The organism is Citrobacter sp. JGM124, assembly GCF_018257795.1.
Taxonomy (GTDB): Bacteria; Pseudomonadota; Gammaproteobacteria; order Enterobacterales; family Enterobacteriaceae; genus JGM124.
This window is the reverse complement of record NZ_JAERJD010000002.1, coordinates 174,667-195,226: the sequence shown is the minus strand read 5'-3', so window position 1 is coordinate 195,226 and position 20,560 is coordinate 174,667. Positions and strand designations below refer to the sequence as shown.

15 protein-coding genes are annotated in these 20,560 nt (G+C 47.5%); 6 read left to right on the top strand and 9 right to left on the bottom strand.

What is annotated here, in order from left to right; translation table 11 throughout:
• Nucleotides 1-6: 6 nt before the first annotated feature.
• The 5 genes from JK154_RS03425 to JK154_RS03405 are packed head-to-tail and all read right to left on the bottom strand — an operon-like array spanning nucleotide 7 to nucleotide 4,554.
• A complete protein-coding gene (locus JK154_RS03425) occupies nucleotides 7-267 on the bottom strand; it encodes a 2Fe-2S iron-sulfur cluster-binding protein (RefSeq protein WP_211991105.1) in 261 nt (86 codons plus the stop codon).
• Nucleotides 264-1,403: a proline dehydrogenase family protein gene (locus tag JK154_RS03420; RefSeq protein ID WP_211991104.1), complete on the bottom strand. Its 1,140-nt coding sequence runs from the start codon at nucleotides 1,401-1,403 to the stop codon at nucleotides 264-266. The genes JK154_RS03425 and JK154_RS03420 overlap by 4 nt, the downstream gene beginning before the upstream one ends.
• Nucleotides 1,404-1,453: 50 nt before the next feature.
• Nucleotides 1,454-2,275, bottom strand: a complete 822-nt coding sequence (locus JK154_RS03415; RefSeq protein ID WP_211991103.1) for a TauD/TfdA family dioxygenase — start codon at nucleotides 2,273-2,275, stop codon at nucleotides 1,454-1,456.
• A gap of 18 nt (nucleotides 2,276-2,293) precedes the next feature.
• Complete coding sequence (locus tag JK154_RS03410) at nucleotides 2,294-3,049, bottom strand: enoyl-CoA hydratase/isomerase family protein (protein WP_249215756.1); 756 nt, start codon at nucleotides 3,047-3,049, stop codon at nucleotides 2,294-2,296.
• A complete protein-coding gene (locus JK154_RS03405; RefSeq protein WP_211991102.1) occupies nucleotides 3,046-4,554 on the bottom strand; it encodes an asparagine synthetase B family protein in 1,509 nt (502 codons plus the stop codon). The genes JK154_RS03410 and JK154_RS03405 overlap by 4 nt, the downstream gene beginning before the upstream one ends.
• A 715-nt stretch (nucleotides 4,555-5,269) precedes the next feature.
• On the opposite strand from JK154_RS03405, the gene dbpA reads away from it, so the two are divergent.
• Nucleotides 5,270-6,643 (top strand): ATP-dependent RNA helicase DbpA, encoded by a 1,374-nt coding sequence (gene dbpA, locus JK154_RS03400; RefSeq protein WP_211991101.1) that lies wholly within the window; start codon nucleotides 5,270-5,272, stop codon nucleotides 6,641-6,643.
• Between the two features lie 135 nt (nucleotides 6,644-6,778).
• Here the strand turns inward: dbpA and nifJ are convergent, their stop codons facing one another.
• On the bottom strand, nucleotides 6,779-10,306 hold the full coding sequence (gene nifJ / locus JK154_RS03395; protein ID WP_211991100.1) for a pyruvate:ferredoxin (flavodoxin) oxidoreductase: 3,528 nt from the start codon (nucleotides 10,304-10,306) through the stop codon (nucleotides 6,779-6,781).
• A 264-nt stretch (nucleotides 10,307-10,570) separates the two neighbouring features.
• On the opposite strand from nifJ, the gene JK154_RS03390 reads away from it, so the two are divergent.
• Nucleotides 10,571-10,837: a DUF333 domain-containing protein gene (locus tag JK154_RS03390; protein WP_211991099.1), complete on the top strand. Its 267-nt coding sequence runs from the start codon at nucleotides 10,571-10,573 to the stop codon at nucleotides 10,835-10,837.
• On the opposite strand, the gene JK154_RS03385 is transcribed toward JK154_RS03390, so the two are convergent.
• On the bottom strand, nucleotides 10,831-11,259 hold the full coding sequence (locus JK154_RS03385) for an META domain-containing protein (RefSeq protein ID WP_211991098.1): 429 nt from the start codon (nucleotides 11,257-11,259) through the stop codon (nucleotides 10,831-10,833). The two genes, JK154_RS03390 and JK154_RS03385, sit on opposite strands and share 7 nt — an antisense overlap.
• 76 nt (nucleotides 11,260-11,335) lie before the next feature.
• The gene (locus tag JK154_RS03380; RefSeq protein ID WP_211991350.1) at nucleotides 11,336-12,325 is read right to left on the bottom strand and encodes a 2-hydroxyacid dehydrogenase; all 990 of its coding nucleotides are present in this window, start codon (nucleotides 12,323-12,325) and stop codon (nucleotides 11,336-11,338) included.
• A 208-nt stretch (nucleotides 12,326-12,533) separates the two neighbouring features.
• Here JK154_RS03380 and JK154_RS03375 point away from each other — a divergent pair, with 208 nt between their 5' ends.
• Genes JK154_RS03375 through JK154_RS03365 form a run of 3 tightly spaced genes read left to right on the top strand, consistent with a single transcriptional unit; the run spans nucleotide 12,534 to nucleotide 15,717 of the window.
• Nucleotides 12,534-15,182, top strand: coding sequence for a YdbH family protein (locus JK154_RS03375; RefSeq protein ID WP_211991349.1), 2,649 nt, complete (start codon nucleotides 12,534-12,536; stop codon nucleotides 15,180-15,182).
• The gene (locus JK154_RS03370) at nucleotides 15,179-15,370 is read left to right on the top strand and encodes a YnbE family lipoprotein (protein WP_211991097.1); all 192 of its coding nucleotides are present in this window, start codon (nucleotides 15,179-15,181) and stop codon (nucleotides 15,368-15,370) included. The genes JK154_RS03375 and JK154_RS03370 overlap by 4 nt, the downstream gene beginning before the upstream one ends.
• A gap of 17 nt (nucleotides 15,371-15,387) precedes the next feature.
• Complete coding sequence (locus JK154_RS03365) at nucleotides 15,388-15,717, top strand: YdbL family protein (protein WP_211991348.1); 330 nt, start codon at nucleotides 15,388-15,390, stop codon at nucleotides 15,715-15,717.
• A gap of 80 nt (nucleotides 15,718-15,797) precedes the next feature.
• On the opposite strand, the gene azoR is transcribed toward JK154_RS03365, so the two are convergent.
• On the bottom strand, nucleotides 15,798-16,403 hold the full coding sequence (azoR, locus tag JK154_RS03360; protein WP_211991096.1) for an FMN-dependent NADH-azoreductase: 606 nt from the start codon (nucleotides 16,401-16,403) through the stop codon (nucleotides 15,798-15,800).
• A gap of 203 nt (nucleotides 16,404-16,606) precedes the next feature.
• Between azoR and hrpA the strand changes: the two genes are divergently transcribed.
• On the top strand, nucleotides 16,607-20,521 hold the full coding sequence (hrpA, locus tag JK154_RS03355; RefSeq protein ID WP_211991347.1) for an ATP-dependent RNA helicase HrpA: 3,915 nt from the start codon (nucleotides 16,607-16,609) through the stop codon (nucleotides 20,519-20,521).
• Nucleotides 20,522-20,560: the final 39 nt, after the last annotated feature.

The window sequence follows — 20,560 nt, the reverse complement described above, 5'->3', positions numbered from 1 at the left end:
CCTCCATTAAATTTCGATATCACTGAGAGGGAAGCTACAACATGCAAGAGTGTAGCCATCAGCAATATTTGCTCTGGATATCCCCCCGTTATGGTCCAGTTTCACCTTACCATTGATTAATTTAATCTTGCATGCGCCACAGAAACCATTTGCACAATAATGTTTCATTTCTATGCTATTTCTGATGGCACATTCCAGAATGGATTCAGTTGATGTTATTTCTAAGTAAGTCGTGCCAATTTTTAAACGAAATGAGTCATTTTTCATTTGCTACTCCTTATAAGCCTCGATTTAATCTCCTTTTTTAAAAATAGATTATCATTGCAAAACGTATCCTGTGATATAGCATTCTCTTCTATTCGCCTTACTAAATACGGGAATGATTTTTTAAAGGGGCCATAAGGTAAATATTTACAAACTTGGGCGCCTCTCTTCACTGCATCTATAGAGATGTAATCACCCACGCCATAAAGCTGAGCAAGCCAAATTTTTTTGCTCGATGATAATGGGTGATTCAATACTTTAGAAATACTGACCTGATTGTGAGTGGCAAAAAAAGGGGCAAAGTTGCTAATGTTATCAAAAATAAAATCGACGATGGTATTATAGTTTCTGTCGGTTTCAAGCTGTGTGGTGAAAAATAATTTTTCTGGGTGTGCGTTAAACTTCATCTCCTCTTCTAAATAAGCACCCCGTACCAGCTTGATGCCTATAACAATGCCATGTTTCATGGCAATGTTATTAAGCAATGAAATTAAACTGTATGAATCTCTGCGATAGCATTGCAGTGTTAATGTGACAATAGTCTGCTTGTTATTATATTTTATCATGTTTTCAATGGCGATTTCGTTAACCGGCGGTTGAATCCATGATTGTTCTGCGTCAATCATCACAGGGATAGACTTTTCCTGAGCGTAGGAAAAAATGGTTTCATAACGACCCAACAGTCTTTCCCAGAGTGGTAAATAAAATTCAAAAGAAGGCTGACTAGTCAGCCTGGCTTGATACAAATCGACTGAACCCAGGGCTGAGGGTTTAATCACCACATAGGGGATATTAATATCCTGGCTGGCAAGATCAATAGCACGAAGTATGGATGTGACAGCATGGTCGAAAGATATTTCACACTGTTCGTCTTCAACCGCATAGTCCAGAACACTGGAAATGTTACTGTGTGCCAAAAATTCAATAGATTTTTTAACATCAGCAAGTGTTTCGCCTCCAAAATAAATACCGTTTAATATCCTGGTTATATTGTTGATGTTATTTTTTATCGCCGCTTTCATGAGCCATATAGCAGATCTTTTGGTAAAGCTGCGTGTCAAAAATAGAGTGACAATATACTTTACTAAAAGCATAGGCAGAGTATACCTGGAATATAGTGAATGTTCATTTATATCCATTACGCTAACTCCATGATTAGTTAAAAAACACATCAGATAACCGATGTCTGTTAAACTGATACAGTTTGTCCACGGTAAAGACGGCGGATGATACTTTTGTCTTCAAATTGTTCTCGTTCATGAATAAGCCGTCTGTTATCCATTATGAGTAAATCTCCACGCTCCCAGTAATGTTTGTAGAAATAACGTTCACGCTTCATAAACTGGGTTAATTCACTAAAGAAACACTTTGTCTCTTCAATAGAAAACCCTTTGATTCGAGGTTTCCAGCTGGCAGGTTGCCCCTCATCAAAGGGGAAATAGATCAACATTTTCCTCACCCAGCCGAGGTCGGTAAAAACGGGCACTCTGAACCACCCTGCGGGTGATACATCCGCATAGTAGCCATGCTCTAATACTCTGACCTCGAAGATTTCACTCTCGAGTACTTTTATCAGGTGGGCAGGCATCTCCTGACAGGCCAGGACATGGTCACAGAGAGTTGTAGCACCACGAAACTTCATGTTTTGAATTTCTACACCATAAAGAAAAACATGATCAACCTGTGACAGCAGTAGCCCCCCATCCGCATGCAGAGGCAGTTGCCCGCGTCCTGTAACTATTTTTCCGATATCGCCTTCGAGTTTTAACGTATCGCGGTAACCAAAGCCCACCTTGATTTTTTCATCGGTATATTCAACGACTTTACCGTACTGGCAATAGATATCCCTGAAACTGTCAGCGTCCAGCTGCAGGTTTTTTATGATAATAAAGCCATGACGCATCAAAAGATTTTTAATCTGTTCCGTAGAAGCGTTATAGAAATCACCGGTGGTTATTTCGATACCAAAACCGGTAGACATAATGGGGGTGGCGGTTATCTTACTTTCCATATATTTTCTCCTTGTGTTTTAGTATTTTTTCCCCAGAACATTTTTTATATGTGCCTGTACATCACGCTTTGCAAATGTTTTTTTATGAATAGATTTAGATTCTTCTTTTACATCATCTAATATACTGATGAATTTTCTATTTATATATTCTTTGGTATTTGAAAACGCAGTCACAGGATAGTTAGCTAAGAGTGTCGCTTTGGCGATGGCTATAGGCAATAAGTTGTCTTTTGTGACAACAGAATCAACGATCTTATAGGCATAACACTGTTCAGCGGTGAGCCGTTCACACTCAAATAAGATTTTTTTCATTACCGTATGACCGTGGGTATGATCAAGAATAGCAGCCCCGACGGAACACCCAATGCCATGTTTTAACTCCGGCATACTAAAAATAGCTTGCTCAGACATCACTCGTTGATCGAACATCATGGCAAACTGAAATCCCATACCTATGGCATAACCTTCCACGGCTGCCACCGTAGGTTTTTTTATTTTTAGTACGCACTGATAAAGATCGATTACCCGGTCTATCCAGTCTTCAACATCGCAGCCGGCAGATAAATTTTTAATTTCGTTGAAATCACCACCTGATGAAAAAGAGCGGTCACGGCCGCCGTAAACAACGACAGCTTTAATACTGTCATCACCGTCGGCATGATTAAGTGCATATTTTACTGATTCTTCTAACTCTTTACTGAATGGATTGTGCTGGCTTGAGTGATTCATTGTTAATATACGAATACTATTTACATCTTGTGTAATAACCATCATGCACTCCTTTTCAATAGGCCACGTAATTTATCTATGGATAGATCTTCAGGTATCAGACTCCCCGTCAAAAATGCTTTGTACAGCGTATAACTAAATCGGGTTTTCTCCTGATAGTTATTGGTCTGGGTACTGATGAAATTGGCAAAGGCCTGATTGACTGCTGATCCTTCATGGATGCCTCTTTTCTTTCGCCAGATGATATCAATGGGTAGTTTATTTAAATTGGCTGTATATTCGCGTAGTACATTTTTAACTTCATTATTTCTGACTTTAAAGTGAGGCGAGAGGTTTCTACAGAGTGACAGCATATTGTTACACCAAAAAGGGTGATACACATTCAGCCCATAGTGATTCGCCCCATGAGTCGAGAATTCATTAGTCCATTTTGTTCGGTAAATTTGTTGTGCAAGAATGGCATTAGGGTCGGATGGGGGGTTTTCTGGGTTGATAATACCACCAAATAACAGGTCAGCACCGTAGCCGGTTAACAAAGATGATACTTTCCCTGATGCCAGTTTATAGACATTGAATAAGCCTGATTGCACTTCCGAAGAGAGTCCGTCAAATATCTCATTGTGATAAATAGCTTCTGCGATACCTGAAATGATATCATCATCCGTGAGTATTTTTATTTCATGGTCAGTGCCTAATGTTTCAGCAACAATTTCTGCAAAGATGAATTCATTGCGTTGCTCTGAGCCAATCGACCAGGTTTTTACACTGGAAAACTGCTGACAAGCAAGGGCTGTGATGAGACTGGAATCGACCCCTCCAGAAAGGGGTATGCCAATACTTGCGTTAATATCAGGCCAGGATGATATTGCACCACGCAAGTGTTGGTCTATCAATTGATATAACGTATTTTCGGGGAGTGTTAATATATTATGACTCGATAATGAAGTCAGGTACTGATTTTCAATATAGAGATGATGTTGTTCATCATGCATGACTCTGGTAATGGTTCCGGGCTTTAGCCGGGTAATATTGCTGACTGGAGAAAAATTATCAGCCCTGTGTATATTGTCGATCACTTCTTTTTCCGGACGGAAGGAAAATGCGTCCGCACCTGCGATTTGACCCACTATTTTTAAACTATTTGTTATCCAGTGATGTTGTGTTTGTACTAAGCTAATTGAATTTAACCCTCGGGTTTCCGTAATGATTTCGATTGTGCCATTATGGTGTTCGATAAATAAACAAAAATCACCCTCGGCTAATGCGAGAGCAGTATTACCTAGTGTCTTTCTTATTAAACAAAACAGCTCTGCATCATTCATTGCCCAAACTTGGCTGTCACTGTTTGCAACCAAAGTTCTGAGCATCATTTGGTTGTAAATATTACCAATCAGATACGCCGTGTAACGCTCATTAAAGTACTGTGTGATATTCGTATCACCTTTTAAAAGCAACATGCCAGTAGTGAGTGGCGTAACAGTAAAATGTTTTCCGACATTACTTAATATGGCATCTGAACAGTGATGAATAAAACAAAATGCATTGCTCATCTCAGGCCTCCCTTTGCATGATATCCAAAAAGTGAATCATTTATTGATTACAACGAGAAATAATATATAACCAGAGTATTATGAACCCCCCTTTAAAGCTGAGTAGCTACATTATTAAATGATGGTATGTAAAGTCAATCGTTAAAATTAAATTTACCGCTAATTAATCAATACATTTCTAGTGTTTTTATTAGGACACATAAAAATATTCTTCATGCGTGACCAAGTAACTGGCAGGGTAAATTATAACGGCTTAGGGTAATTTAATGATTGTAAGTAAAAATGGGTTATTTATTTAATGAAGCACACTTGTCTTTTCTATGGATATTTTTCGGGCTTGGCCATTTTCTAACAGAGTTTTCACCTTATTATTAAATATAACATGTTATTTTTATTTCTGGTTTTTCAGTAGAGTGATATATCCATGTTTAACATTGTCCTGAAATTATAGTGATATTTTCTATGTGGCTGAGATAAATATCTCCGTTATATTTACCGGTACATTTGCCATCAGTCTCACCCGGTCATGGGGTAGGGGAATACTACAGGCGGTTTACATCAGTGGCATGACCGTGGGGACTGTCCACAGGATATCAGGCACGTTGTCTTCCCCCGAGGTGTTGCTAATAATTGGCCCATCTGGTTCAGGAATAGCATCCTGAAACAGGAAAAAGCTGTACAATGCCGGCGATCGCCCTACTTAGAGAGTAATATTGTGACTGCTTTTTCTGAATTGAACGCTTTACCTGAAGCCCAGTTAGCTAATCTTAATGAACTGGGTTATCTCAGTATGACCCCTGTACAGGCGGCAACATTACCCGCAATCCTGGGGGGTAAAGATGTGCGGGCACAAGCAAAAACCGGCAGCGGCAAAACTGCCGCATTTGGTCTCGGACTACTACAGCGCATTGAAGCCGGGCAGTTTTCGACTCAGTCATTAGTTCTGTGTCCGACCCGTGAACTTGCCGCTCAAGTCGCTGAAGAGTTGCGCCGGCTGGCGCGCTATATGCCGAACATTAAAGTGCTTACCCTTTGTGGGGGACAACCCTTTGGTGTGCAAAAAGAGTCATTGCACCATGCGCCACATATCATTGTTGCCACGCCCGGACGTCTGCTTGATCACCTGAAAAAAGAAACGGTTAACCTTGATACGCTCCGTGTCGTGGTCCTGGATGAAGCTGATCGTATGCTGGATATGGGATTTGCTGATGCGATTGATGAAGTTATGGCGCATGCACCAGCCGGGCGTCAAACGTTGCTGTTTTCTGCAACCTGGCCGCCGGCTATTGCTGCGATCAGTGGGCGTATTCAGCGTAACCCGGAGACAGTTGAGATTGACTCTGTGGATGAACTACCGGCTGTTGAGCAACAATTTTATGAGGTCAGTCGTCATCATAAAGTCGAACAGCTACAACGCTTGTTAAGTCAGTATCAGCCGGCTTCTTGTGTGGTGTTCTGTAATACCAAGAAGGATTGTCAGACCCTGTGTGAGCAGCTGAATGAAGCCGGTCAGAGTGCACTGGCACTGCATGGTGACATGGAGCAGCGTGACCGTGATCATACCCTGATCCGTTTTGCTAATGGCAGTAGCCGTATCCTGGTTGCCACTGATGTCGCCGCTCGTGGGCTGGATATTAAAGCACTGGAGATGGTGGTTAACTACGAACTTGCCTGGGATCCAGAAGTGCATGTTCATCGCATCGGTCGTACTGCACGGGCAGGGCAGGATGGGATCGCCATTAGCTTTTGTGCTCCTGAGGAGGCCCAGCGTGCCACACTGTTAGCCGAAATGCTTAATCTTTCCTTGAACTGGCAGCAACCTGTGAGTAACGGTTCTGTGAAACCCCTGCTCGCTGAAATGGTTACGTTATGTGTTGACGGGGGCAAAAAAGCGAAGATGCGCCGGGGCGATATCTTAGGCGCATTGACGGGTGAAATGGGGCTTAACGGTGCCGATATAGGTAAAATTGATGTGCATCCACTGCATGTTTATATTGCAGTACGCCGGTCCGTGGCCCGGCAGGCGGCCCAGCAAATACAGCAAGGGAAAATTAAGGGGAAATCCTGCAAGGTCAGAGTATTGCGTTAGTGTTTCTCCATATCCCGCATCAATAAGCGCACACACTAGAAGGGATTAACCAGGACCTTCCCATCAAAGATGGTATGTGAGCGGCATTGACCCACGATAACAAGGTCAATGCCACTCAGTCCTTACCGCATCGGCTTATTCTGTCGTTTTCTCCGCTTTTCCCGCCATACTGGCAAGGAAGTCATACCGTTTCTGTAAGTTATCTGCTGCTTCTTTCCATAGCTGCTGTGCTACTTCAGGCTGTTGGGTATTAAGACGACGGAAACGCTGTTCGTTCATTAATGTTTCACCCAATGCCTCCGATGGTGGACGTGAGTCCAAAGCCAGGGGGAGTTTCCCTTCATCAGCACGACGAGGGTCGAAACGGTAGAGTGGCCAGAAACCGGTCGCAGTCAGCTGGCGCATTTGGTCATGGCTTAATGCCAGATCATAGCCATGCTCTTCACATGGACTGTAGGCAATAATTAATGACGGGCCAGGATAGGCTTCGGCCTCCTGAATGGCTTTGATGGTTTGGTTCAGTTGGGCACCTAAAGATATTTGTGCCACATAGACATGGCCGTACATCATCATGCTGACGCCTAAATCCTTGCGTGCTTTACGTTTACCGTGCTCACCAAACTTGGTTACTGCACCGAGTGGGGTGGCTTTAGACGCCTGCCCACCTGTATTGGAGTAGCACTGGGTATCAAGCACCAGAATATTGACGTTTTCAGTCAGACTCAGCACATGGTCAAGCCCTCCGAAGCCAATGTCATAGGCCCAGCCATCTCCCCCAATCAGCCAGATAGATTTCTCAACCAGCGCATCGGCATCGGTGACTAGCTGACGAGCCTCCGCATCATCCAGTGACGCCAGTTGCTGACGCAACGCGGTAACTTGGGTGCGACGCAGTTCTGGTGTCGCCTCGACCTGGAGTGCCTGATAGAGTTCTGGTGTCAGAGCCGGGGCAAATTTTTCCAGCAGGCGCATGACCCGGGCGCGGTGCTGATCCACCGTCAAACGGAAACCTAAACCAAATTCAGCGTTGTCCTCAAACAGGGAATTAGCCCATGCGGGGCCCCGGCCATTGGCATCAGTGGTGTAAGGAGTTGAAGGTAAATTGCCCCCATAGATAGATGAACAGCCTGTGGCATTAGCAATCAACATCCGATCCCCGTAAAGCTGAGTCAGAATTTTGATATAAGGCGTTTCGCCACAACCAGAACAGGCGCCTGAATACTCGAAGAGCGGTGTAATCAGCTGGGATGTCCGAATATCAATTCGCTCAATCTGGCTTCTGTCAATTTCTGGCAAATTAAGGAAGAAGTCATAGTGTGTTTTTTCTTCCTCCAGGTGTTCCAGGCGGTCCATCATATTGATGGCTTTAATTTCCGGATTCTTACGGTCTTTTGCAGGGCAGACTTCGACACACAGGTTACAGCCGGTGCAATCTTCAGGAGCAACCTGTAATACATATTTTTGTCCACGCATATCGCGGGCTTTCACATCCAGCGTTTGCAGGCTGTCAGGGGCATGATCCATTGCTTCTGGCTGTACCACTTTTGCCCGAATGGCTGCATGAGGACAGGCCGCGACACAGTGGTTACACTGGGTACAGAGATCAGCCTTCCAGATAGGTATGGCTTCGGCAATGTTACGTTTTTCCCATTGCGTCGTACCCACCGGCCAGGTACCGTCAGGTGGCAGGGCGGAGACGGGGAGTGCATCACCCAGGCCGGATAACATCGCGGCGGTCACCATTTTAACAAAGTCAGGGGCGCTGTCGGAAACTGCGGGTGGGCGCATCGCGCTATCCGGGTTAACCGGCTGTAAAGGCACTTCATACAGCGATTCCTGGGCCAGTGCTAAGGCTTGCCAGTTACGGCTGACTAACTCTTCACCTTTGCTGCTGTAGCTACGGGCAATGGCATTCTGCAATTCAGTGATTGCCGATTCCCCAGGTAAAATATGCGTCAAATGGAAAAAGGCCATTTGCATGACGGTATTTATGCGAGCACCAAGCTGGCAGTCACGGGCGATTTTTGCTGCATTAATGATATAGAAGCGGGCCTGTTTTTGATTCAGTACCGCCTGGACATCCTGGGGTAAACGATGCCAAACCTCTTCAGCACTGTAAGGGGTATTGAGCAGGAAGATCCCCCCTTGTTTTAGGCGTTCTGCCATCAAATACTTATCAATAAACTGTAACTGATGACAACCTACAAAATCCGCTTTTTCAATTAGATATGTTGAATTGATGGGGCGTTCACTTACCCGCAGGTGAGATACCGTCAATCCCCCGGCTTTTTTCGAGTCATAGACAAAATAGCCCTGGGTGTACCACTCGGTTGCATTGCCAATAATTTTAATATTATTCTTCGTCGCGGAGACACTGCCGTCGCTTCCCAGCCCGTAAAACAACGCTTCCAGTTTAGCGTGGTTGGGTAAGGTGTTGGCGGGCAGGGGCAGCGACAGGTGGGTAACATCATCATAAATACCCACGGTGAAACGCGGACGGGGTTTGACTTCATTAAGCTCATTGAAGACAGCCAGTACACACTCGGGACCAAACTCTTTTGAGGATAAACCATAACGGCCACCAGATACCTGAGGCAGGGAGGTACGCTCGCCGTGGCTGAAAGCCTCAGCCAGTGACGTCATCACATCCAGGTAGAGAGGTTCGGCGTGAGCACCTGGCTCTTTAGTGCGATCGAGTACAGCAATTTTGCGGGCACTTTCCGGTAATACGGCCAGCAGATGGCGGGCACTGAACGGGCGGAATAAGCGGACTTTTAACACCCCTACTTTTTCACCCCGGATCAGCAACTCATCAATGACCTCTTCACAGGTGCCAATAGCGGAACCCATCACAATAATCACGCGTTCAGCGTCGGGATGGCCGTAATATTCAAAAGGTCGATACTGACGTCCAGTGGCGGCGGCAAAGTCATCCATGGCTTGTTCAACATGCGCATAGGTAGCATTGTACCAGGGGTTGGTCGCCTCACGTGACTGGAAGTACGTGTCTGGGTTAGCCGAGGTACCTCGGATCACCGGATGTTCGGGATTTAAGGCTCGGCGACGGTGCTCATCAATCTCCTTCTGGGGCATCAGGCTGCGCAGGGTATCATCGGCGAGTGGCACGATTTTATTGATTTCGTGAGAGGTACGAAAGCCATCAAAAAAGTGGATAAACGGCACCCGACTTTTTAGTGTGGCGATATGTGAAATCAGGGCGAAGTCCTGGGCTTCCTGGACATTGCTGGCACACAGCATGGCACAACCGGTCTGGCGTATCGCCATCACATCCGAGTGGTCGCCAAAAATTGACAAGGCATGCGTCGCCACGGTACGGGCGGCAACATGTAATACAAAGGGGGTTAGCTGCCCGGCCAATTTATAAAGGGTCGGGATCATCAACAATAATCCCTGGGACGAGGTAAAGGAGGTGGATAATGCTCCTGTCTGTAATGCCCCATGAACCGCAGCAATGGCGCCGGCTTCAGACTGCATTTCCACAACGCGTGGAATATCACCCCAAATATTTTTACGCCCGTCACCCGACCATGTGTCCGCTTGCTCTGCCATGGTTGAACTGGGGGTGATAGGGTAGATAGCAATCACCTCACTGGTGCGGAATGCCACTGAGGCAGCTGCACCATTACCGTCGATAGTTTGCATAAAAAAAGCCCTTACATTGCAAAAAAGTAAAGTGGCACTAAACGGCCATTATTCCTGTAATAGTGTTGTTATTTTAGCAAAGCAGAAAAAACAGGTTTTCGCTTTTGTGTGCCTGGTGTAAATAATATCCTGAAATAGAGTGAGGTATTTTGTTCAGCCTCAGGCTATCAGTACAAAACCAATAAAATTTATGCTTTTTATCCTCGACGTGATGCCAGGCATAGTTCATTATTGCAACGTTTTGTCCCTCTGAAGGAATACATCATGCGTTCGTTTTTTTTGGTCGCGTTAGCGACGCTCTCATTATCTGCGTGCAGTAGTGAACCCCCCCAGCAAGCCACGGCAGCACATGTCTCCCCTGGATTGCGCGCTTCATTGTCGAGTCAAGGCGAGGCTAACTGTGCTATGGCAGGAGGGATACTCAGTGTTGCACACCAGCTTGATGGCAGTATGGTGGGAATGTGTGCGATGCCTAACGGCAAGCGCTGTGCTGAAGACTCGCTTGCCGCCGGAACTTGTGGGAGTTACTGAGGCCGGGCCAGGGTGTATACCAAGGTGTACTGGTCCCTTTCCAGGGTTAATTGCTGACCGTTGAAACTGATCCGGGCACCGTTGTTAAGCATCTGTGTTAGCTGATTATCCAGCGCGTTGAGTTGTGGGTCATCGCACATCATGCGCGTCATTCCCAAACCTTCCGCCTTCAGCTGGTCGCCATTAAGCGTACCTTGACCAACGAAACGGTTACACATCGCACCGAAAATTTGCATTTTCTCACCAAAGCCCAATTCGGGTACTTTTCCAGAATCTTTGGCGACGTACGGGCTACCATTGACGCTTTGCAGCACAAAACGATGATTTTCTAAATCTTGCGCAACAAGATTTTTTTGTCCTGATGTTTGAGCACAACTGGCAAGGGCCAGGGTGGTGAGTATCAGTAATGCCGTCTTTTTCATTATATTTCCCTTATATTCAGCTCTTCAGTATATCTGCACTGATGATGGCTATTCCGGTATTAGCAATTGTCTGTGGCTATTCTATCTGATTGGCACAAGGTTCGCCGCTCTCAAGCTTACGTAAGTTTTCCAGTGTTGTCTGGGCGATACTGGTCAGCGCCTCGGCAGTTAAAAAGGCCTGGTGTCCCGTGAAAAGAACGTTATGGCAAGCTGACAGCCGACGGAAAACATCATCCTGGATGACATCATTGGATTTATCTTCAAAGAAAAGATCCCGCTCGTTTTCGTAAACATCCATACCCAGAGCGCCAATTTTTTGATGTTTTAATGCTTCAATCGCTGCAGGGGAATCAATTAATCCGCCGCGGCTGGTGTTGATTATCATGACACCATCCTTCATCTGGGCAAAGGCTGAACTGTCAATTAAATGATAGTTCTCAGGTGTCAGTGGGCAGTGCAGGGAGATAATATCAGACTCAGCAAACAGCGTGCCGAGGGGAACATACTCGACACCCAACTCCAGCGCACTTTCGCTTGGGTACGGATCAAAAGCCAACAGGCGTAAACCAAAACCTTTAAGAATGCGCAGGGCGGCAACACCAATTTTACCGGTGCCGATAACCCCGGCAGTTTTGCCGTACAGCGTGAATCCGGTGAGCCCCTCCAGTGAGAAGTTAGCATCACGGGTACGCTGATAAGCCCGGTGAATACGGCGGTTAAGGCACATCATCATACCAATAGCATGTTCTGCAACCGCTTCCGGGGAGTAAGCTGGTACGCGTACCACAGGCATGTCCAGCGCTTTAGCCGCGTCGAGGTCAATATTGTTAAACCCGGCGCAACGCAGAGCGATAAATTTTACTCCCTCATTTTTAAGTTCTTCAAGCACGCGGCGATTACCCACATCGTTGACGAACAGGCAGACACCATCAAAACCTTTGGCATTCTTGGCTGTTTTTTCAGTCAGCAAGAAATCAAAAAATTCAATATCAAAGCCATACTCATGGTTTACTTGTTCAAAGTACTTCCTGTCATATTGTTTTGTACTGTACATCGCGAGTTTCATCATATCGCTCTCCAAAAGGCTATGGCATAAAATTATCATGCTTAAAATCAGCATACAAATCAGGATAGTTAAACATCCTCACTTGAGGCGCTTTTCTTTCGCTGAACCGCTAAACTTGTTCATTATACGTTTTTTTAACAGACTCAGGCTGGTCGAAATAGCAAAGTATCAGGCTTAAATTATGCAAAATCAGGAAGATAAATCACCCATGAAGGGAAAGTATAAGGCGATTATTGCCCTGCTGTTGGTGCTGGTGATACTGCCGTTATCGTTATTTTTGTCTTTATCATCCTGGTTGCCGAGGGTTGCGGGATACTGGCTCCCTCCCGGGAGCAGTATCACGATGGACTCTGGCATTCGCCTGGAACGATGGGCTATTTCTGTGCCAGGTATTCGTTACTGGGCCGGGCACTGTGAGGTCGCGGGAGTAAAAAATGCTCGCCTTAGCCATCCCAGTCGCTGGCAGCTGGATGTGGGGGAACTGCAGGTTAATCCTGACTGCTTTTCTTCATTAGCAGGCGATAAAACCAGTGATGATGCCCCCCTCGCTCTCAGTACCCTGCAGCAATTACTGCCGAATAGCTGGGTTAATATTGATAATCTGCTGATCACCCCCTGGCCACAATACCAGGGCGCTTTGCAACTTGCTCTGACTCCGAGCCGGCAGGAACTTCACTATGAGGGATCGTTGATCTCCACGCATTTGATACTGCGCCAGCAATCACTGGAGGTGAGTGCCCTGCGTGTGACCCTGGGGGAAGCCGTTCCCCCGCTTGAGTTAGTCGGGAAACTCACTCTGGCAATTAACCCGGATGGTATTCCTCCAGAGGGACAGCTGAGTACCCGTTTTGTTTCGCCGAATATACCCGGGCCCCTGGATGTGCATCTACACTGGCGGAAAAATGCCGGCCTTCTGAACGTTATTGAAGCGGATAAACAGACGCTATTACTGGCCCTTCCCTGGTCTGTGGAAGGGGAGCGGTTAACGATTGAACAGGGACTGTGGCAGTGGCCCTATACCGGTTTTCCCCTTCGGGGGGGGCTGGCGCTACGGGTTGATGGCTGGCAACAGGGGCTGGAAAATATGACCCTCAGTGGGCGCATGAATATGGTCAGCGAAGGGCGCGCGGGTAAAGGTAATGCGGTGCTCAATATTGGCCCAGGCAAGCTGAGTCTGCTTGACAGTGCATTACCACTACAACTAACTGGTGAAATTAAAAGAGAACAACTCATCCTCTATGCGTTGTTACGGGGGCAACTTAGTGGGACGATTATTGACCCCTTGTTTACGTTTCATCCCGGGTCTTTGCTAGCCTCCCGGGGGCAGGTCAATGAAGCACTGAATATTGATGATGTCCGCTGGCCCCTGGCCGGGGTGCGTATTTCCCGCCAGGGTATCGATGGCCGTCTGCAGGCCATTCTACGGGCGCGGCAAAATGTCCTGGGGGAGATGACGCTGCACCTGGATGGCAAAGCAAAAAACTTCCTGCCCTATGAGAATCAGGGGCTTTGGCAATGGCGTTATTGGGGGCGTGGCTTATTTGCTCCCGTACAGGCGAAGTGGGATGTTCAGGGAGAGGGGGAATGGCGCGATAAGCGTATCCAGTTTAGCACCTTGTCCACCGGTTTTGATAAACTTGAATATGGTTCCATGCTCGTTAGCAAACCACGGCTCCATTTAGTCCGCCCGCTATTTTGGGACACCGGTGAGCCGCAACAGTTAACGGGGGCATTTGTTCTGGAAACAGGCCGAACCCTGTTCGGAACCGGGGGCAGTGAGCTTCCACCGGCGGCACTGACGTTCACTGTTGATGGCCGCACGCCGGCAGACTTCCAGTTTAAGGGGGAACTCCGGGCGAAAGCCATTGGCCCGGTACGCGTCTCCGGGCGCTGGGATGCTGAACGTCTACGGGGTGAGGCCTGGTGGCCAAAACAGTCATTAACGGTGTTCCAGCCCCTGCTTCCTGCTGACTGGAAGATGGAAATGAAAGGGGGGGATCTTTTTGCACAAGTCGCTTTCTCCGCCGCGAAAGGGCAAGGCTTTGAAGCCGGGGGGCATGGTGTTGTGAAAGGGGGGAAGCTGTGGCTGCCCGATAATCAGATTAATGGTGTCGATTTTGTTTTACCATTCCGTTACCAAGACTCGCGCTGGCATTTAGGTGTGCGTGGCCCGGTAAGCTTGCGAATAGCGGAAATTCGTAACCAGTTCAGAGTGCAAAATGTGACTGCTGACCTGCAAGGCGGGTATCCCTGGGATGAACGGAATCCCCTGTGGTTAAGTCATGTAAGTGCGGATGTTCTGGGCGGGAAGGTCATAATGCAGCAGTTGACCATGCCGCAAAAAGATGCCGCTTTAATCCGCCTGCAAGATCTGTCCTCCAGTGAACTGGTTCATGCCATTAAGCTGAAACAATTCACTTTTTCAGGGCGAATCAATGGGGGATTACCTTTATGGCTCAATCACCCCAAATGGATAGTGAAAGATGGCTGGATCACCAGCCCGGGAGCCATGACTTTCCGGATGGATAAGGATATGGCGGACGCTATAGCTGACAAAAACATTGCGGCCGGGGCGGCAATGTCCTGGATTCGGTATCTGGAGATCACCCGTTCCTGGGCTCGAGTTAGCCTTGATAATCTAGGGGAGATGGAAATGTATGCCACGGTTACAGGGGTGAGTCGCCAGAATGGCAAAAGCAGTAGTGTTAATCTTAATTACCACCATCAGGAAAATATCTTTTCCCTGTGGCGTAGTTTACGCTTTGGTGAAAACTTACAAAGCTGGTTAGAGGAAAATGCTGCACTGCCGTTGGTACCTTGTAAGAAAAACGACCTGGTTTGTGAGGAGAAACAATGAAGAGCGTCCTGGTTGCACAAGTGGTCGTATGCCTGTTTTTGCTAACGGCTTGTGTACCGCGTATTGAAGTGGCGGCACCCAAAGAGCCTATAACCATTAATATGAACGTCAAAATTGAGCACGAAATTTTTATCAAAGCGGATAAAGACGTTGAAGCTTTATTAAAAAATCGTCAGGACGTGTTTTGAATGGGGAACGCATGAACATGAAAAGAGTCATTAACGGGTTATTTGCACTGCTCTTGCTGGTGGGGCAATCTGCCCTGGCACTGACCCTTAATGAAGCACGGGAGCAAGGGCGTGTTGGTGAAACGTTAAATGGCTACCTTGGCGCGGTCAGGCAGGACCCCGAGACGCAGGCTTTAGTGACCAGAATTAATGCTTCCCGCAGTGAGATATACCAACAGCTGGCAACCAAAAACCAGATGACCCGCAGTGATGTGGCAAGACTGGCTGGGCAAAAATTGGTGGATAAGGCCCGACCTGGTGAGTATGTGCGTGGCATTAATGGGCAGTGGCTAAAAAAACAGCAGTGAATGGTCAGGCTATTCTGGCAGAATATTTGAAAGACAAAAAGGAATGGGCGCGAGCCCATTCCTGGAACATCAGTGGCTAATCAGGCTGCAACAATACTGTCAATGGCTGCTTTTGCATCTGACTGAGCTTTGGTCGCGACTTCCGGGCCGTAAGCGATACCTTCAGCAAACACATAATCCACATCAGTAATACCGATAAAGCCGAGGAACAGATTCAGATAAGGGACCAGCAAGTCACTCGGGGTATCTTTATGGATCCCACCACGGCTGGTCAGGACGATGACACGCTTGCCGGTCACCAGACCTTCAGGCCCTTTCTCTGTATAACGGAAGGTCACACCAGCACGGGCAACCAGATCAAAGTAGTTTTTCAACTGTGTTGGAATGTTGAAGTTATACATAGGTGCATTAAGCACGATAATATCATGAGCTTGCAATTCAGCGATCAGCTCATCCGATAACTTCAGAGCTTCCTGCTGGCGCGGGGTCAGGGGAGCATCGGAGGGGCGCAGGGCACCAACAAGTTCACCATCCAGCACGGGAACAGGGTTTGCCGCTAAGTCGCGCACGGTGATTTCATCATCACTGTGCTTCGCCTGCCACTGCTTTACAAAATAATCAGAAAGTTGACCGGATTGAGAATAGTCAGCCAGAATACTGGATTTAAGCACTAATACTTTGCTCATGGTAGATCCTTTATCGTGATTACTGGGAGCATTGCCCCGAATGAACCTACTGTATTGACATTATCGCTACAGAGATAGCGTAATAAATCGAACCCTATATTCGAATTTATTGAACAACACACGACAAGATCAGCTGTGGTAAAATACAGAATATCAAAACGATGATTTACATTTGCGTGACTTGGAGCGTTTTTACGACAGCAATGATGGAAATAAACACACACTCACTGTCCTCTCTGTTTTCCCGTCTGGACGGGTTAATGTTGCGCGATAAACAGCGTTTTTCCCGGCGCTTGCATGGGGCAAAGAAGGTCAAAGATCCGCAATCACTGCAGAAGTTACTGACGACACTGGCCGGTGAGATCACGGTTGCTGAAGCACGAGTGCAGCGGCGTCAGGCGGCTACCCCGGCAATAAGCTACCCAGAAAATTTGCCTGTCAGTCAAAAGAAAGACGATATTTTAGCCGCCATTCGTGATCACCAAGTGGTGATTGTGGCCGGGGAGACCGGGTCGGGGAAAACGACCCAGTTGCCAAAAATATGCATGGAACTGGGGCGAGGCATTAAAGGGCTGATTGGCCATACCCAGCCTCGTCGTCTTGCGGCCCGTACCGTAGCCAATCGTATTGCCGAAGAGTTAAACAGCGAACCGGGCAGTACCGTCGGCTATAAAGTGCGTTTCACCGATAGCGTCAGTGAAAATACCCAAGTTAAACTGATGACAGACGGTATTTTGCTGGCTGAGATCCAGCAAGATCGGTTGTTGATGCAATATGACACCCTGATTATTGATGAAGCCCATGAACGCAGCCTGAATATTGACTTCCTGCTGGGCTATTTGCGTGAATTGCTGCCAAAACGCCCTGATCTGAAAGTAATAATCACTTCCGCGACGATCGATCCGCAACGCTTCTCACGGCATTTTAATCATGCCCCGGTGATTGAAGTCTCAGGGCGTACCTATCCTGTTGAGGTGCGATATCGTCCTTTAGTGGAAAATAATGACGATACCGATCGTGACCAGTTGCAGGCTATTTTTGATGCCGTTGATGAACTGGGCCGTGAAAGTCCGGGCGATATTCTGATTTTCATGAGTGGAGAGCGCGAAATCCGTGACACCGCCGATGCGTTAAATAAACTGGCGCTCCCCCACACTGAAATTTTGCCACTCTATGCACGTCTTTCTAATAGTGAACAGAATCGGGTTTTCCAGAGCCATGTCGGGCGACGCATTGTACTGGCCACTAACGTGGCTGAAACATCACTGACCGTACCGGGCATTAAATATGTTATTGACCCCGGTACGGCGCGCATTAGCCGTTATAGCTATCGGACTAAAGTCCAGCGCCTACCCATTGAGCCTGTTTCCCAAGCCTCCGCTAACCAGCGAAAAGGGCGCTGTGGGCGTGTTTCCGAAGGGATCTGTATTCGTCTTTATGACGAGCAAGACTTTCTCTCACGCCCGGCATTTACCGACCCGGAGATTCTGCGTACCAACCTGGCCTCCGTTATTCTGCAAATGACCGCCCTGGGCCTCGGAGATATCCAGGCCTTTCCGTTTGTCGAAGCGCCGGATAAGCGCAATATTCAGGATGGTGTACGCCTGCTACAGGAACTGGGCGCTATTACCGGTGATGATCAGCAAACTGCCTATAAGTTGACGCCATCAGGGCGTTTACTCTCCCAGCTCCCGGTGGACCCACGGTTAGCTAAAATGGTGCTGGAAGCACAGAAATTTGCCTGTGTTCGTGAGGTGATGATTATTGTATCGGCATTGTCGATCCAAGATCCCCGGGAACGCCCCATGGATAAACAGCAAGCATCGGCGGAAAAACATCAACGTTTTCAGGATAAAGAGTCAGACTTTCTGGCCTATGTTAATTTGTGGAACTACGTGGGCGAACAGCAAAAAGCCTTGTCAACTAACCAGTTCCGCCGCCAGTGCAAGCTGGACTATCTCAACTACTTACGGGTACGGGAATGGCAGGATATCTATACCCAGTTACGTCAGGTAGTGAAAGAGCAGGGCTTACCTGTTAACAGTGAACCAGCAGATTTCCGGGGCCTGCACTGTGCGCTGTTAACCGGCTTGTTATCGCAAGTTGGTCAGAAAGATACGGATAAACAAGAGTATACCGGTGCACGTAATGCACGCTTTTCAATTTTTCCTGGCTCAGGGCTGTTTAAAAAACCGCCTAAATGGACGATGGTCGCGGAATTGGTGGAAACCAGCCGCCTGTGGGGGCGTATTGCGGCCCGTATTGACCCTGAATGGATAGAACCCCTTGCACAGCATCTGATTAAACGTAGCTACAGTGAACCTCACTGGGAAAAAGCGCAAGGTGCGGTGATGGCGGTGGAGAAAGTCACGCTCTATGGCTTGCCCATTGTTACCGGTCGTAAAGTTAATTACAGCCAGATAGACCCAGTACTCAGCCGTGAGTTGTTTATTCGTCATGCCCTGGTGGAAGGGGACTGGCAGACGCGCCATACTTTCTTACGGGATAACCTGAAACTGCGAGCGGAAGTGGAGACGCTGGAGCATAAATCACGTCGTCGAGACATTCTGGTGGATGACGAATCGCTGTTTGAATTTTATGATAAGCGTATTGCTCAGGACGTTATTTCCGCTCGTCATTTTGATAAATGGTGGAAAATCACTCAGCGTACTACGCCAGATTTGCTCAGTTTTGAAAAGAGTATGCTGATTAAAGAGGGAGCGGAGCAAGTCAGCAGACTCGATTATCCTAACGTCTGGTATCAGGGGAGCCTGAAGTTACGCCTCAGTTATCAGTTTGAACCCGGGGCCGATGCTGATGGTGTGACTGTCCATATCCCTCTTCCTCTCCTTAATCAGGTTGAGGAAAGTGAGTTTGAATGGCAGATCCCAGGTGTGCGTCGTGAGCTGATTATTGCACTGATTAAATCACTGCCGAAACCTGTTCGCCGTGGTCTGGTGCCAGCCCCTAACTATGCGGAAGCCTTCTTGAGTCGGGCAACGCCCTTAGCCTCGCCTTTGCTGGATAGTCTGGAGCGTGAATTCCGACGTATGACCGGGACAACCATTGACCGGGAAGCATGGAACTGGGATGCGGTGCCCGATCATCTAAAAATCACTTTCCGGGTGGTGGATGAACACCATAAAAAACTGGCGGAGGGGAAAAACCTCACTGAACTAAAAGCAGCACTGAAAGAGAAAATTCAGCATACATTGTCCGCCGTGGCGGATGATGGTATCGAACAATCAGGGCTCCACATCTGGAGTTTTGGCCAATTGCCTGAGAGTTATGAGCAGAAGCGTGGGGGCTATCGTATGAAAGCCTTCCCGGCACTGGTGGATGAAAAAGAGAGTGTGGGGATTAAACTGTTTGATAATCCTCAGGAACAGCAGCAGGCGATGTGGCAAGGTTTACGTCGCTTGTTACTCCTTAATATTCCGTCCCCGGTGAAATACCTGCATGAAAAACTGCCGAACAAGGCGAAGCTGGGGCTCTATTTTAACCCCTATGGCAAAGTGCTGGAGTTGATTGATGACTGTATTGCGTGTGGTGTCGATAAGCTGATTGCCGAAAATGGTGGGGCGGTGTGGACCGAGCAGGCCTTTGCGCAATTACATGAGCGCGTGAGAGCGGAGTTAAATGACACCGTGGTCGATATTGCCAGACAAGTAGAACAGATCCTGAGCTGCGTATTCAGCATTAATAAACGTTTGAAAGGGCGGGTAGACATGACCATGGCTTTGGGTCTGTCTGACGTAAAAGCGCAAATGTCGGGGCTGGTATATCGTGGGTTTGTGACACGTAACGGTTTTCGTCATCTTGCGGACACACTACGTTACTTACAGGCGATTGAAAAACGGCTTGAGAAAATGGCGATTGATCCTCACCGGGATCGGGCTCAAATGCTGAAGGTCGAAAGTGTTCAGCAAGCCTGGCAGCAGTGGTTAAACAAACTGTCACCAACCCGTCGCGAACAGGATGATGTGGCGGAAATTCGCTGGATGATTGAAGAGCTACGGGTCAGTTACTTTGCCCAGCAATTGGGAACCCCGTATCCTATTTCGGATAAGCGTATTTTACAGGCAATGGATCAGATAGCCACTGAATCAGTGGGGTAGCACATTAGAATCCCGCCCAGGGGATATCCTCCGGGCGGT